The 15650-nt window shown below is 50.9% G+C and carries 11 protein-coding genes and 1 tRNA gene; 5 read left to right on the top strand and 7 right to left on the bottom strand.

Translation table 11 applies throughout. The annotated features are described in order from the left end of the window. Nucleotides 1-10 precede the first annotated feature (10 nt). The gene (locus BUB27_RS05515) at nt 11-1297 is read left to right on the top strand and encodes a DUF1501 domain-containing protein (RefSeq protein ID WP_143158579.1); all 1287 of its coding nucleotides are present in this window, start codon (nt 11-13) and stop codon (nt 1295-1297) included. A gap of 127 nt (nt 1298-1424) precedes the next feature. After that, nucleotides 1425-1850, top strand: a complete 426-nt coding sequence (locus tag BUB27_RS05510) for a type II secretion system protein (RefSeq protein WP_143158578.1) — start codon at nt 1425-1427, stop codon at nt 1848-1850. 23 nt (nt 1851-1873) lie between these two features. Here BUB27_RS05510 and BUB27_RS05505 read toward each other — a convergent pair whose 3' ends face one another. Continuing rightward, nucleotides 1874-3013 (bottom strand): phosphotransferase enzyme family protein, encoded by a 1140-nt coding sequence (locus tag BUB27_RS05505; protein WP_143158577.1) that lies wholly within the window; start codon nt 3011-3013, stop codon nt 1874-1876. A 114-nt stretch (nt 3014-3127) separates the two neighbouring features. Here BUB27_RS05505 and BUB27_RS05500 point away from each other — a divergent pair, with 114 nt between their 5' ends. Next, a complete protein-coding gene (locus BUB27_RS05500) occupies nt 3128-3721 on the top strand; it encodes a class I SAM-dependent methyltransferase (protein ID WP_143158576.1) in 594 nt (197 codons plus the stop codon). 150 nt (nt 3722-3871) lie between these two features. On the opposite strand, the gene BUB27_RS05495 is transcribed toward BUB27_RS05500, so the two are convergent. The 5 genes from BUB27_RS05495 to BUB27_RS18880 form a co-directional block, all read right to left on the bottom strand. Then, entirely contained in the window at nt 3872-7660 is a 3789-nt protein-coding gene (locus tag BUB27_RS05495) for an efflux RND transporter permease subunit (RefSeq protein WP_143158575.1), read from the bottom strand. Between the two features lie 24 nt (nt 7661-7684). Beyond that, nucleotides 7685-9628 carry an efflux RND transporter periplasmic adaptor subunit gene (locus BUB27_RS05490; protein WP_143158574.1) on the bottom strand — a complete coding sequence of 648 codons (1944 nt, stop codon included), beginning with the start codon at nt 9626-9628 and terminating at the stop codon, nt 7685-7687. Nucleotides 9629-9652: 24 nt separating this feature from the next. Further along, complete coding sequence (locus BUB27_RS05485; protein WP_143158573.1) at nt 9653-10966, bottom strand: TolC family protein; 1314 nt, start codon at nt 10964-10966, stop codon at nt 9653-9655. Between the two features lie 118 nt (nt 10967-11084). Beyond that, complete coding sequence (locus tag BUB27_RS05480; protein WP_143158572.1) at nt 11085-11372, bottom strand: YHS domain-containing protein; 288 nt, start codon at nt 11370-11372, stop codon at nt 11085-11087. 877 nt (nt 11373-12249) lie between these two features. Continuing rightward, nucleotides 12250-12336 (bottom strand) — tRNA-Tyr (locus tag BUB27_RS18880). Between the two features lie 80 nt (nt 12337-12416). Here BUB27_RS18880 and BUB27_RS05475 point away from each other — a divergent pair. Next, complete coding sequence (locus BUB27_RS05475; RefSeq protein WP_143158571.1) at nt 12417-13739, top strand: site-specific integrase; 1323 nt, start codon at nt 12417-12419, stop codon at nt 13737-13739. On the opposite strand, the gene BUB27_RS05470 is transcribed toward BUB27_RS05475, so the two are convergent. Next, the gene (locus BUB27_RS05470; RefSeq protein WP_143158570.1) at nt 13736-14629 is read right to left on the bottom strand and encodes a hypothetical protein; all 894 of its coding nucleotides are present in this window, start codon (nt 14627-14629) and stop codon (nt 13736-13738) included. The two genes, BUB27_RS05475 and BUB27_RS05470, sit on opposite strands and share 4 nt — an antisense overlap. Nucleotides 14630-14798: 169 nt before the next feature. On the opposite strand from BUB27_RS05470, the gene BUB27_RS05465 reads away from it, so the two are divergent. Then, complete coding sequence (locus BUB27_RS05465) at nt 14799-14978, top strand: helix-turn-helix transcriptional regulator (protein ID WP_143158569.1); 180 nt, start codon at nt 14799-14801, stop codon at nt 14976-14978. Nucleotides 14979-15650 lie beyond the last annotated feature (672 nt).

Genomic DNA, 15650 nt, shown 5'->3' with positions numbered 1-15650 from the left:
GCCTAAAGCCATGAACGAGATCACCCGACGCAGATTTATAACCAATGCCGCCAAGTCCTACCTGGGCGTTACAGTGCTTCCCATGCTAGGCTCTACCATCGCATCTCCGGCATTTGCCAAGTCAACGGCCAATGGTGCAGGTAAAGCAGACCATGTCATCTTTCTCAACATGGCTGGAGGCATGTCGCACATCGACACCTTCGACCCCAAGCCTAACAAAAAGGAAATCCAAGGACCTGTCGAGAGCATCGCTACTGCCGCCGATGGCATTCAGATCACACAATACCTCCCTGAGACTGCCAAAGTAATGAACCACGCCTGTGTGATCAACTCGATGACATCCAAGCAAGGTGCCCACGAACAAGGTCAGTACATGCTTCACCGTTCCTATGCCATGCGCGGCACGATTAGCCATCCATCTCTTGGAGCCTGGGTAAACAAGCTTAAAGGCAGGAAAAATCCTGACATTCCGGGCTTTGTCTCGATTGGTGGCTCACCCGATCAAGCCTCTGGTGGGTTCTTCGGCGCTAGATACTCTGGTGTCCCCTTGGGCCGTCCAGACCAAGGTCTCAAAAACTCCACACGCGCGCATACTTGTAGTGAAGATGATTTCAATCGCCGGCTAGCTCTGGCAGACACTTTGAACAAAAACTTCCACGACCAGTTTTCCCACCCCACAATCAAGGAGTACGACAACCTCTATGAAGAGGCTATAAGATTGATGCAATCTAAAGACCTCAAAGCATTTGATATCAATAAGGAACCCGAAACGCTCAAGAACGACTATGGGAAAAATCACTTTGGTCAGGGATGCTTGCTAGCCAGAAGACTGGTCGAACACGGGGTACGCTTTGTCGAAGTCACCTTGGGAGGCTGGGATACTCACTATGACAACTTCACCTCAGTGGAAGCACGCTGCCAGATATTAGACATAGCCTATGCCACTTTGATCAAGGACCTTCACTCTCGAGGACTTCTCCAGAACACCTTGGTCGTTCTGGCTACCGAGTTCGGGCGTTCGCCAGAGATCGTTGCGGAGCATCAGAACGGCAGAGACCACTATCCTGCAGCCTATTCTTGTGTACTAGCAGGAGGTGGAATCAAAGGAGGCACCTCCTACGGCCGAACAGATTCAAAAGGCCTCAGAGTCAAGGATAAGCCGGTAGAACCAAAGCAGCTCAATGCAACTATTGCACACGCTTTGGGTATCCCAACTAATGAAAAAATTCATTCTCCGTCAGGGAGGCCATTCACCATTGGCAATAACTCATCGCCTGTTGTTGAGATCTTTGCATGACTACGGAGAGCGTTAACTGGACATATCTTTTGATTAACACATAAGTTAATATTGTTTCACAAAGAGTAATAAACCTTGATTTACAGATGATGTTAGAGGGAAATTAGTCTAACCCCCCTCGTATATCATGTCCCCCCAATCCCTGAATGCTTCCGCATCACGCAGAGGTGTAACTATCATCGAGCTAACCATCATTGTCGCTGTAATCATTTTACTGGTTTCAACTTTGATTATGGCTGGAAAATATTACATCAATCACTCCAATCGCTCGGCATGCATCACCAATTTGAATCAAATCCATAAAGCGATTCGTTCGACTCAAAATGTAGGCCAGCTATCCATAGGCTCACCTCTTGCCATGCAAGATCTCGTGGGTGCCGATAAAGCACTTCCTAAAATGCCTGTATGCCCCCAATCATCAGGAAGCTATACTCTAGCCAACACAATTCTACCTCATGGTGAAGTCATGGTCTTCTGCCAAGAATATGATTCTGGAGTAGGCTCAGTAGATAGCAGTCTAGAACATAGCCCACCTGCGGGTATTTCTTGGTAGCAAAGTTACCAAGGCCATATTCATTACCGCCTTCCTTTGGCCACTCTGCGCACAAAGGCGTTCATGGCTTCTTCTTTTTCCTCGATGCGTTCCACGAGTTTTAACTGGGTACGGCAGCGATCCAAGTTGTGACCTTCCCTCTGAGCTTTGAAATAAACATCCCCCTCAAGGTAATCGGTCAAGAAACGAATACCTGTCTCTAGAGTGATCACTTTACCACCGTAGACTAGGTGGTCGATTTCAGTTTTGGTCAGGCAGTCACACCCGTCCATATAGCCCTCAGCCAATGCTTCGAACATCGGCATTCTCATCTCCACCTTGCTGAGATCTGTCTCATCCTCTGCCGCCGGGCTGGTTGCCGTTCTCACCAAATCACCAAAATCGTAGAGTGAGAGACCAGGCATCACGGTATCCAAGTCGATCACACAGACCGCCTCATCTGTCTCGGCATCAATCATGACATTGTTCAGCTTCGTATCATTGTGAGTAATACGACGAGGCAGCAAGCCCTCCTCCATCAGTGCGATCAGACGACCGCACACCTTTTCACGCTGACGGACAAAGTCCACTTCAGCTGAGACATTTTTCAGCCTCCCACATGGGTCCTTCTCTACCACCTCCATGAGTCGCTGGTATCGCTTCGGCGTATTGTGGAAATCAGGGATCGTCTCCAGAATTTCCTGGACGGGAATATCGCAGACGAGGTCCTGGAACGCACCAAATGCCCGAGCAGCCTGATAAGCCTGGCGGGTATTTTCCACGATATCATAAGTATGACATCCCTCGATGTAGTTATAGCAGCGCCAAATGCCGCCGCCCTTGCCTACTGCGAAAAAGCGACCACCACGAGCTGGGTAGAGGTTAAGAGTTTGACCACCCAAATCTTTCTTCACCCTCAAAACCTTCCAGTTGATATGACGGGTAACACATTCCACATTATGCATAACTGCTAGTGGGTCTTTGAACACCTTCTCATTGATACGCTGCAGAATGTATCGCTGAACCTCCCCACTGGGCATTTCATAGGTGGCAATGTAGGTCGTATTAATCAAGCCCGAGTTGATCTCGTGTCCCTCCACAAACTCACCCGCAATCGCGAATTCGTTACTGATGGTTTCAATCGTGCTCTGCACGTCTTGGTTTACTGAGTTGAAAGGGTTCACTGCGACTTGGTGTTGAGTTAATAACTCCTCTGTCGTAGCATGGAATACCTCCAAGGCAAACCTGAAAGCAGCCCACAGACATAGTTATTTCAATGTTTTGGGGGCATAATTCACATGGACTTAGATTTTTCCAATCAACACACCGAAAGCGATCTCGATACACTCCACACTCTGCTGGACTCTCTCTTACGTCCATACCTGAAGTCTGAACTGTCAAATCTCAGGATTCTCAATCTCGCATGCGGCCGGGCTGACGAAACAGGTGTGCTCCACAGAATCCTCTCCCCCTGTGCTGCTGAACTGACCATGATCGGAGTCGATATCCGAGACAGAGAGATTGCAGAGGCCAATCTCAGATGGAAATCATTACAAGGCGCCCAGGCAGCCTTCCTCGTTCAGGACGCCTCAAAGCTCCATCAAGTTGACGAACTCAGTCAGCCGTTCGACGTAGCCTTCATGCGCCACCAGAATTTCTGGAATGGAGACCTTACTTGGCATCGAATCTACGACCAAGCTCTCCACTCACTCAAAAGCGAGGGGCTGCTCATCATTACTTCCTATTTTGACCGGGAGCACTTTCTCGCTCTACAAGCCATTCAGTCATTGGGAGCCAAGCTCGTTCATACCATACGAAACCCCCATTCCCGTCCTCTCCCAGATGCCCCGGGAAAATCTGTCGACCGCCATATTGCCATATTCAAACTATGATCACTTTCATGTCTCAACTGAGTCAGTTTTGTAATCAACCCTCCTCCAGAATTCTCATTACAGGCATCGCCCTCAGAAGAATCTAGCCTATCGACAACATGGACTGGAGAGACTACCAGCCCATGCATTCGTCTTTCTAACTTAACTCAGTTATTTCTGTCGCTTCAATCTCAGCTCTTTCTGCCAGCAGTAGAGCGTCGGGACGACAAACATTGTCAGCAGTTCGATAGTCATTCCACCAAATACCGGAATCGCCATCGGCAGCATGATATCTGAGCCACGCCCGGTTGAGGTCAGAACCGGCAGGAGCGCCAGCAGAGTGGTCGCGGTGGTCATCAGACAAGGCCTTACACGTCGTGCTCCGGCTTCTACCACAGCTTTTCTGATCCCCTCTTTGTCACTGGGGCTATGCTTCTCGATAGACTGCTTCAGATAGGTAGTGATGACCACACCATCATCCGTGGCAATACCAAACAATGCGATGAAGCCCACCCATACGGCCGTGGATAATGCCACCTCTCTCACTTGAAACAGATCACGCAGGTTAGCTCCAAACAGATTGATATCAAGGAAGCCAGGCTGTGCATACAACCAAAGCATGAGGAAACCTCCTGAGCAGGCCACGGCAATCGCGGTCAGCAGTGTCAATGTTGTCGGTACCGAACGGAACTGCAGATAAAGGATCACAAAGATCACAAAAAGTGTCACTGGTAAGATCAACCGCATGTTCCGGTCGAACTCTTGCTTCTCCTCATAGGAGCCTGCAAAGCGATAGGACACTCCCGGTGGAAGGATTAAACGTCGCTCTTCCTGCATCTTCTCCAGATAATCCTTCACCCGCTCGATAACATCGAGCTGAGCTGCGTCGTCCATCTTATCAAAGGTCACATAGCCAGTCAGGAAGGTGTCCTCACTTTTGATCATTTGCGGACCTCTCACATAATGCACACGTGCAATCTGAGAGAGAGGAATGAGAGCTCCATCTTGAGCGGTGAGCAGCACCTGTTGGAGATCTTCAATGTTGTCCCTCTTTTCCCTCATGTAGCGGACCCGGACAGAGAAACGCTCTCTCCCCTCGATGGTTGTCGTCACTGGTTTGCCTCCCACAGCCATCTCCAGGGCATCGTGAATGTCTGCCACATTCAGCCCATAACGGGCGGCAGCTTCGCGATCAGGAATAACCTCCAGGTAAGGCTTACCAACAATCCTGTCGGCAATCACCGTGGCTGGATTCAGACCATCGACACCCGAGTCTTTGAGCAAGGTTTCAATCTCAACTCCCACTTTCTCGATGGTATCCAGATCTGGGCCTTTGATCTTAAGCCCCATTGGAGCCCTCATGCCTGTCTGCAGCATGACTAGACGCGTTTCAATCGGCATGAGCTTAGGCGCGGAAGTCGTCCCGAGCACAAAGGCCGCTTTCTCGATCTCACGCCAGATGTCGTCAGGCGACTTGATGTGTGGCCTCCATTGGCGGAATGGTCTACCTGACTCATCTGGAATCAACTCTCCTTGATCACTATAAACATAGGATTCGGTGTCTTCATCGTAGCGGTACTTGATCGGCCGCCCATGCTCGTCCTGTTTGAACTCAGGTGCATACTGAATCACGTTTTCGAACATGGATATAGGCGCTGGATCGAGCGCTGATTCAGCCCGCCCCAACTTGCCGACAACTAAAGTCACCTCTGGAATTTTCGAGACTGCTTCATCCAACTGGCGCAGGGCATCCATGGCTTCCCCAATATCAGCATGAGTACTGGTAGTTGGCATAAGTAGGAATGACCCCTCATCCAGTCTTGGCCTATTCTCGTTCTTCAGCCCCGGGAAATGATTCTGAAGATCTTTCCCAAAAGTACTCTCAGCAACGGCTGTTCCACCTGGGATCCAGCTCACCACAGGAGCAAAGCCTTTCCAGATCACTAAAGCCAGCATCAGCAGAACCATCGGTACACTGAGGAACAAAACTTTGTTTCCCAAGCACCAGCGAAGCACCCGCACATAGACCTTCTGGAATAACCAGAAGAAGAACAGCAGCGAGCCTACGATCAGGAATACAAAGAAGAAATTAGACAGATGTGCCCTGTCCAGCCCCAGTGGGGCCCAGTCGCCAGCCAAGAGCCACCCTACGACCATAGCAACAGCTATCGAGATCCCTAGATTAGTCGATCTGGACTTCATGATCTTGCCAATCAAGCTTGGCCGTTTTTCCGACTCTTTCTGCTTTGACCACCTCCGCATGAGCATGTGCGCCACCGGTGGAATAATCGTAATGGCTACAATCAAAGACGCACTCAGAGCGAAGGTCTTGGTAAACGCCAGAGGTCGATACAACCTGCCATTTTCTCCAGTCAAAAGAAACACTGGGAGGAATGAGGTCACCGTGGTGGCCACGGAAGTTGTCACCGCTGAGGCTACTTCTGTGGACGCTCGTTGGATTACCTCCAGTCTGGATTCATCAGGATCAGCTTCCTTCAGATGCTTCAAAATATTTTCCGTGAGCACAATCCCGATGTCCACCACGGTACCAATAGCGATCGCAATCCCTGCGAGCGCAACGACATTGGCATCCACTCCAAAGAGCTTCATCGCGATAAATGTAATCAGCACGGCCAAGGGCAGCATGGCACTGATCAATATGGACGAGCGCAAATGCAGGACCATGATAACCACCACAATGATCGTAATCAGGATCTGCTGATAGAGAGCATCATTGAGAGTCCCCAGTGTTTCACCAATCAATCCCGTGCGGTCATAGAATGGCACCAGGGTCACCTTGGAAAGTGTCGCCCACTCAGGCCATTGATCGCGAGGATGACTCTGAAGATACTTCGTAAGCTGAGTGGTCTTTTCCTTCTCACTCGCAGACTCAGGAAGCTCCAGTTCAGCAAAAAACTCACGGACTTCCATTGGTGTTGTTTTATCCCACAGGATTACAGCACGCTGAGGTAAGCCGCTGGTCAGATTCTCGATATTCGCTTTCGTCTTTTGAATAACCTCCAGTGGGTTCTCTCCAAAGCGGGCTACTACCACTCCTCCCACTGCTTCTTGGCCATTCTTATCCAGAGCGCCTCTGCGCTGTGCCGGCCCCAGCGAGACACTGGCCACATCCCCTACAGTGATGGGAGTCCCGTTGCGAGAGGCCACGACCGCCTTGCGGATGTCATCAAGCTCTTTGACATAACCTACTCCGCGGATGATATACTCCACGCCATTGATCGAGAGGTTACGAGCACCCGTCTCCTTGTTCGAGGCTCGCACTGCATTGGCCACCTGTACCAAAGTGATTTTCTGAGACCTCAAGGCGTCCGGGTCTATATCCACCTGGTACTCCCGCACATATCCCCCAATGGAGGAAACTTCCGCGACTCCCGGTGTTCCCTGAAGAGCGTACCGTACTTGCCAGTCTTGGATGGCTCTCAGTTCATCCAGGTCCCAGCCTCCCACTCTATTTCCATCAGGATCCAGTCCCTCCAGCGTATACCAGAATATCTGCCCCAGTCCGGTAGCATCCGGGCCGAGTGCCGGGGTCGCCCCCTCAGGTAAGGTTCCGCTGGGCAAGGAATTGAGTTTCTCCAGAACCCGGGAGCGGGACCAATAGAAATCAATATCCTCCTCAAAGACCAGGTAGATTGAGGAGAAACCGAAATAGGAATACGACCTCACCTCTTTCACTCCCGGAACCCCCATCAAGGCAACCGTCATCGGGTAAGTAATCTGATCATCTACATCCTTCGGTGAACGCCCGGACCAGGGCGTAAAGACGATCTGTTGGTTATCGCCCAGATTCGGAATGGCGTCGACCGCCACAGGATCGCGAGGAATGATCTTTGTCTCCCAGTCAAACGGAGCCACACGTATTCCCCAGCCTACGAAAAAGGCCAACAAGAGAATGACGACAAGCTTTTGCCGCAGGCAGAACTGTATCAATGAACTCATGAATTGGTTTCGTGAATATTCAAATTAGTGATTGTGCCCTTCATGTCCCCCTTCTGGTCGATTGGGTTCAACCTGGGGTTCAGAGTCCTGGCCTTGTGCCGATTTATCCCCCTTCACGGTGAGCTGAGCCTTCACCAAGCCACAGCTGAACATCTCTGATCCGAAGTAAGGATTTTCCACCTCTTGATTGATTTGTAGCCAGTCTGCCCCTTTGTCATTCATCGCCATCGGGCAATGGACAAGATAAACGGGAGTCTCTAACTGGTCGGCTGCACGGTTCCGCACAACATCCGCCAACGCAGCTGTGAGCGCAGGCAATCCCTGGGTGATTTGATCCCTGTTACGCTTTCCCTCAAAAGCCCGGGTAGCTGATTGGATGGCTGGTTGTTTCATGACCTGACCTTGTTTAATCAAATCCGGGATGAGCTTGGCAGCTTCTGCCTCACGGTCGTGGGCTAAATGACGTGTCAGACTCATGTACGTCACCAGTAGATCATTGAGAGCCTTGAGCTGGCCCTTATCCAAGGCTTTGCTGGGTACAGGAGGTCCTGCATAGGATGCAGGCATGGACATCATGTTCTGCTTAGCTCTGATCTGCAGCTCAGAGTCGATCTTGAAGGCTCCTTGCGTGACCACAAAATCTCCTTCGCTGAGACCACCCGCTACGATGTATGAATCCCCCACTCTTGGTCCCAAGATAATTTCAGTCCCTTGGAATTTAAGAGACTCTCCTTCAGGCTTGAGCCTCTTGTAGACAATAGCGCGACCCCCAGTCCGCAGCACCGCAGATGCTGGCACCAATAATGGAGCTTTGGCACCCCCCTCATCCATTCGGAATCCAAGCTGCTCAGCTGGAACCAAATCCATGCCACAGATATCGCATTTACCCGGACCATCCTTGATGATTTCCGGATGCATTGGTGAGACCCACTTGCCCTTCAGTGAGGCTTCCAGCAGATAACCTTTACCTGTTAGAGTAGAAGTCACCGCACCGCGGACAAACATCCCCGGCTTCAGCAGCCCATCAGGGTTTTTGACATTGACCCTGACTCGAGCAGTGCGGGTTGCCGGATCCACAACCGGATCGATAAAAGCGATGCGACCCTGAAATGTCTCTCCTGGAGCAGCCTGAGTCGTGAAGCTCACTTCTTGAGCAAACCGCAGCCATGGCAAATCCTGCTCATAGGCCTCCAAATTCACCCACACGCTCGATAGATCCGCCAGAGAGAACAGAACCTGTCCAGTCTGGATATAGTCTCCCTCCCTGACATTCAGGTCTAACACGATACCAGACTGTGGAGCATACAAGGTCAGGTGGTCACTCGGGCTAGCTTGTTTTTCGATGTCATTGATTTGATCCTCTGTCAGCTCCAGAAGCCTGAGCTTTTCGCGAGCAGCGCGATAAAGCGCCTGACGAGTACTTTGCAATGAAGCATTCGCACCTGATCCTGCATCGAGGTTTCTCTTGGCCTGTATCAGCTCCTGCTGAGCCACTAAGAGTGACGGAGAATAGATACTCGCCAAATGATCGCCCTTACGCACTGGCACGCCTGTGTAGTCTACAAACAAGCGATCTATCCGGCCGGATACCCTGGCAGTCACGCGTGACAAGGTTCTCTCGTCCGCGGCAACAGTTCCTACCAAATCGATGTTTCGCGCTGCATGACGAGCTACTACGGGGCTAATCCTGATGTTCTGGGCCTTCGCGGTCGACTCACTTACCGTGAGTGTCGTAGGTCCATCCTCTTCTCCCCCTCCACTCATCGGGATAAGGTCCATATTGCAGATCGGGCATAAGCCGGGGCTGGGCTGCTTGATTTGAGGATGCATGGAGCATGTCCACCAGGTATCACTCGCCTTCTCCGTCTGGTCAGCCTTTTCCGATCCAGGATGACCGATCCACCAGCCGACGTAAAAGGTGACACCAAGCACCAGAAGGATTGGTACTAGTTTCAATAATCGTTTCATGATTACTCCTTTAAATTTGGTATGTTAACTATTCGTTGCGTACTTGAATCGCGCGGTCGCTTTCCCCAAAGAAGCTTTGTTAGCCACTTGCTGTAGCTCATAGTTCAGCAGCTGCCGCCAGGTATCGATCACGTCCGTGAAGGATGACTTACCGTTCGAGTAAGCCGTCGTAGACAATTCAAAGGCCTGCTTGCTGTCGGGAATGATCCGCTTGTCAAACAGACTGATGAGCTCCTGCTGAGCGGAAATGTCCGCTGCAGCAGAGGCCGCTTCAGATCGCAAATTTTGCCTGACCACACTGGTACCAGCTTTCGCCGCATCCAAGGCAGAGCGTGCACTAGCCTCCACAGCCCGGTTTTTCTTTTCCCAGAGAGGAATGCTCATTCCAATGGTCCCCATGACTTGATCACGGCCATTGGCGGAAGGCGCCAAACCAGAAGAAGAGACCGCACCATAGCTCAGACCAGCCACAAAATCAGGTGATCGCTGGAGCTTTGCCAAGCGAATGCTCTGCTCCGCAGCCCTCATCTGGGCAAGTGCCTGGCGAATTTCCGGATGGCTATTCGCTACCACGTGCATTTCCTGGTTACTCAGCGTAGCCCCACTATACCTCGGGGCCGGAAGATTCGAAGACGGAGGCCTGAACAGCAGGGTATTCAGTGTAGCACGATAAGTTGCCAGATTTCTCCGTAGCTGGATAATCTCACGATCTACTTTGGCAATCTCCGTAGAGATTCTCAACAGATCCTCTTGAGCTGCTCCACCAGCGGCAACCCTGGCCTCCACACTCTGGCGGAGGTCATTCAGGAGCGCCTTGTTCTGCTGGTGAATCCCGATGCTCTGATGGTCCTGATAGTAACTCCAGTAGGCATTACGTAACTGATAGGCCAGCTTCAAGGATATCGTTTGCCGTGCGGCTGACGCCGCTTTCACCTGTTCCAGGGTGCGGCCTTTTAGTGCACTGAGCTTACCCAGATGAGGAATTTTCTGCTCCACGCCTATCATCGCCTCGACTTTACCTGCGGCGGTCTCGGCCATATCACCTGCAGTCAATTTAACCATTGGGTCTGGCAGAGATGCATCTACCACGGACTGGGCACGAAGCCGCTCTACTTCTGCGGCAGCAGAGATCAAGGCCGGCTGATGCTTTTCCATCAAGTCAATCAGGTCATCTACACTAGCACTTGAGGACACTGTATAGGCCCTCGCTTCGCTGGTATCAGCCCCCTTGACTCCCAATCCCCCGATGGGTTCAACCAACGTGGGTGAGGTATTTTGGCAAGAGGATAATAAACTCGCGATTCCCAGACTGGTTAGAATGAACGCTGATTTCTTCATGGTGATCGAGTATCAAAGATTTTGTGTGACGTGCGATATGGCGAATTGCGGACTCCCTTCATTTGGCACGGCCACAATCCGCCGAATAGATTACAACGATTTAAATATCTAAATCAGATTACTCCTTTCCCTTCTTGAGCTTGGCCAGGTAGCTGGCTGGATCCTTCTGAAATTTGGGCTCGCAGTGAGAGCAACAGAAGCGCACTTCCTGCCCTTCATAAGTAACTACATAGGGGTCCCCCATCGAGCCTAATTTCTTTCCGGAGACCACACACACATCCAGTGGATACTCTGCACTGACTTCACTAGGCTTGGTTTGAGCCTCAGTCTTGGCTTCCGTGCTTTGGTTGCAGGCTACAAGGAGGAAACTCAGCGCGCTGAGGATGACGACGATAATTGATTTCATATTTTGATGTATTGCTTTGAATTGAAAATGATTTTTGAGTGGCCAGCTGCATCATTAAGGCAGCTGGCACACGAAGACTTGATCAAATAGAGAAGCCCAGACAGTGCTACTGACTTCACAGCTTCATCTAGGGACACCTGGTACATACTACCCTAATCTATCAGGTAGTTACGGAGAAACCAAGGATATAGAATCCCTAACCTTGCGACACGGATCTATAGAAATTAGTCCGTCATCACCTCTCGTTAAGGTGTCTGAGGCACACACAAGGTGCCCGATTCTCACAAAAATCGATCAAAGCAAATACACGCAATAACTTTGAGAAAGATTCAAAGGAGGAGGCTGTACCGTGGTAGCTAAGTGCAATAACTTGTTAGGAAGCAGCCTCGTTCTAGGCATGACCTCCCAACCGTGCTTGGCCAACAGGCTTTGCTCATTGGGAGCAGGCAGCTCGGGACTGTCTAGCTGAGCCGACTGATCTTGATGGCAATCACAGAAGCGCGTCCCATCTTTTTCGTGCCCATTATCCCCGGGTTCCTCACCCCCACAACAGGACGAGGTTTGTTCCGTCTGCTGACTCTCAACACCACTGCAACAACACACTGGATTCACCAGTGAGATGGTCATGCTAAGCACTAACAGCAGTTTTGAAATCAGCAACATAGTCGTTAGAGCAAACAGAATTCTGCCTACATACAATGAGAGAAATGCGCCCCAGCTTTATTCCCTCATCCTTCAAAATCATTACACGACGGTATTTGGACCAGTAGTGATACACTCAATGAAAGACTCCGCCGCCGAGAGCTGCTCACAGCCTGGACTGGGTGGGACAACAAAAAAGGACTCATGAGCAACTCATGAGTCCTTTTTTGAAAGGTGGTGGGCAGGACTGGATTCGAACCAGTGTACACTTTCGTGAGCAGATTTACAGTCTACACTGTTACCAGATCTCGCATGATCACCCACGACCTCACAAGAACCCACAACCCCTTGTAGCACAATACATTTTACTACCAATCATGATCACCGGGTGTAGTCAGGGGTATGCAGAAAATACCACACCAGACCCTTCAAAAGTGGCAAGCAAATGGCAAGCAGATCAGCGACCCGGCCCCAGTCCGCCGCCCGGCCACACAATCGAAGACGAGCATCGCGTACTGGAAGGAGAAGATATACAAACCCAAGGCACGCGGAGCATCATGCCCCAACTATTCTGTTCGTTTCTCGTACAAGGGCAGGCGCGAATACTTCAGTCTTGAGTCACCCGACAAAGAGTTGGCTGCACGCAAGGCCAGGGACATCTATCAGGACATCGTGGACTATGGTTGGTTACACGCCCTGGAGACACACCGTCCAGATCTGGCTGACAAGCAGACACCGGACACCAGCACCAAAGGTAAAACTGTCGGAGACCTGATAGAGCACGCCAGCAGGCTGAGTACTGCACGTCCTGAAACTATCAGCACCTATGTCAGGGCCTTCAGGCGCATCGTATCGGAACTAGAAGGACTCTCCATCGCCAAACGCTTTTATGGACCTGCTCACAAAAAATGGGTAGCCAGTGTTGACCAAGTAGAGCTATCACTCATCACCCCTGAGCGCGTATCCGCCTGGCGCGCAGACTACATCAGCCGTCACTCCCAAGATGCCTCAGCTAGGAAGAGCGCCATTACCACCGCCAACAGCTGTATCAGGAACAGCAAGGCTTTGTTCAGCCGTAAGCTACTCCCTCTTTTAGAAAACCTGATAGAGCTACCTACGCCCCTCCCCTTCGCCGAACTTTCACAGCTTAACGCCGGGACGACTCGATACAGGAGCAAGATCGATGCGCGACGCATCTTAGACTTGGCCGACAGACAGCTTAGGACATCTCACCCGAACGCCTATCTGATTCTGCAACTCGCGCTACGCTGCGGTCTCCGGGTAAGCGAAATCGACCACTTATTGTGGTCCTCCATCGATCTCGACTCCTGTACACTTCATGTGCAGGCGACCGCGTACCATCAGCCAAAATCTGATGATTCTGAGGGAGCCATCGACTTGTCCGATAGCACAGTAACCTTATTAGCCGAGTACAAGAAACAATCCTCTGGTATTTTTGTGATCGACTCAGAATCAGCCCCTACAAACAACGATACGCACCGCCGTTACCGCTGCCGCAAATCACTCGACCACCTGAGAAACTGGCTCAGGATGCAAGGTGTCACCGCCAAGAAGCCAATCCATGAGCTGCGCAAGGAAGTCGGATCAGTGATCGCGGCTGAGCACGGCATCCACGCCGCTTCACTATTCCTTAGACACAGTAATATCCAGATCACTTCGAGCTACTACGTGGACAAGAAAAAGCGTATTGTACCAGAGTTCTAGTCCTCTCCTCTCGCAGCCTCTGAAGCCTCGTCATAGATTCTTAGCCATGTTTCCTTGTCCATCGCCTCCCGGGACCAGTCCTTGAATAACTCGAAGTCCTGCGGAGTTACTAGAGCATCGATAAAGCTATCGCTCTTAGGAGGAGTATCCATCGGAGTTTTCTGCCTATGCATGAGCTTTGTAACCGCTATTACATTAACCTTCTTTGCGCCTTCAAAGCCGGGAAAGAGGTCCAGCAAGGACTGGATGCGAGCCTCGTATGCCGCCTTCACCTTGTCTTTAAGATCATGCTTGGCTATGACCTGCTCTATCGCTGTCGACAGGCTGCGGTACATCTTCAGCTCGCTTTCATAGTCGGGAGACATATCCAGCAACATCTCCACCAGCACATTGAGTTTTTGTTTCTCAAGTCTGTGCCTCTTTGGATCTTCCTCGTGGCGCATGCGATGGCTCAAGTATTCGGCTTTGGAGTCCTCGCTGTACCTCTTCAAGGTGAGCTTGCCGGGCATCACATGGACGGCGTGCACACTTTTCTTACCTGCTAGCCCCTCCTCCTCCCTCTGCAGTGCAGCCCTCAGGTCCTCGCCAGACTTGTAATCGCCGGTAAACAATACCTTACCTTCGGACATTTTCTTCACTACATGCTGCTCCTGCTCCCACTCCGGCCCGAAAGCCTCATACACATCCGTGACATCAAAGCCGGGCTGAATCCATGCGCCATGCTCTTTCCGTATAGCTTCGGAAAGTTTTCTAGAAACCTTCGCTCTTCCTCGCTCGACCGACCCGATATAGGGGCCTGAAAACCCCGCTACCAGATTACGCTGTGACAACTTCAGAAGCTCTCTCAACTTTATCAAGGCATGTTGTTCGTCTGTTTTACTAGCTCTCATGACAGCCGGATCATATCTGTCTCGATCTCAAATGGAAACATAATATGAATATTGTTTCCAAAATAATTTGCATGATCCCCTATGTGCTGCTATGAATGCTTCACACTGGACGACGAGCACCAGTAGAAGACTGAAGGTTTAATCTGCTCGCTATCTAGTACCACAAAACATGTACAAAGACAAAACAAAGCTGATCACTCGCAGGCATGCTTCTCAACGACTGGGAGTATCCATCTCCACACTCAAGAGGATGGAGCAGCGTGGACAACTCCAGCCCATATTGGTAGGTGTTCGCTCGATACGCTACCGGGAAGAAGACATCGAGGGATTAGCAAACAACCAGCCATAGAGAAAGATGGCACAACACGGCAGCCCCAGACAGACGACAGAAGGGGCTGCCATTATTTTTCTGCTATATGCACGCTCAGCACGTGGGGTACCAGACACGCTCGCTCGACGCAGTACCACCACTCCCCGTCCCCTCTTACTGTCATCCGCTCGGGCTCTAGCTGTGCCCTTACACAGATACGGGACGCTACAAGGTCAGGCCTGATCTCCAGCTCCAGTTCGTGGAGTCCGGGTGAGAGGAGTTCGCTCGAGAGAATAGTGATTCGTCGGCTACCTGGCATCTGCCTGGAAAGAAACCGGGGGTGAGATTTCATCCTATTGTACCAGATGGTTTTCCGGGTACAATGTCCTTAATCAGGAAATGTGGCGCCGCACAACCTGATGTCCTAGACCCTTAGAGAGTTACAAGGACGATAGATTCCTATATACGCACGCACGCCAAACTAGAAAAATCATAGTTGCACGCGCGTACGCATATATACTTTTTATCGTCCTTGTAACTTATTGACCCTCTAAGAGATCCTGTTGTGCGACGCCGGTTTCTTCGGTACCACAGTTATCCCGGAGAAACTCGGACTTGAGGTAGACCTTGTGGTGCCAGTGAAACCTTATATCACCGAGTACAGTGTCCTTAATCAGAAAATGTGGCGGTGCTAAGCAGGATATTCTAGAA

The organism is Rubritalea squalenifaciens DSM 18772, assembly GCF_900141815.1.
Lineage (GTDB): Bacteria > Verrucomicrobiota > Verrucomicrobiia > Verrucomicrobiales > Akkermansiaceae > Rubritalea > Rubritalea squalenifaciens.
Note: the sequence above shows the minus strand (reverse complement) of the source record. Positions and strands in the feature narration are given on the sequence as shown.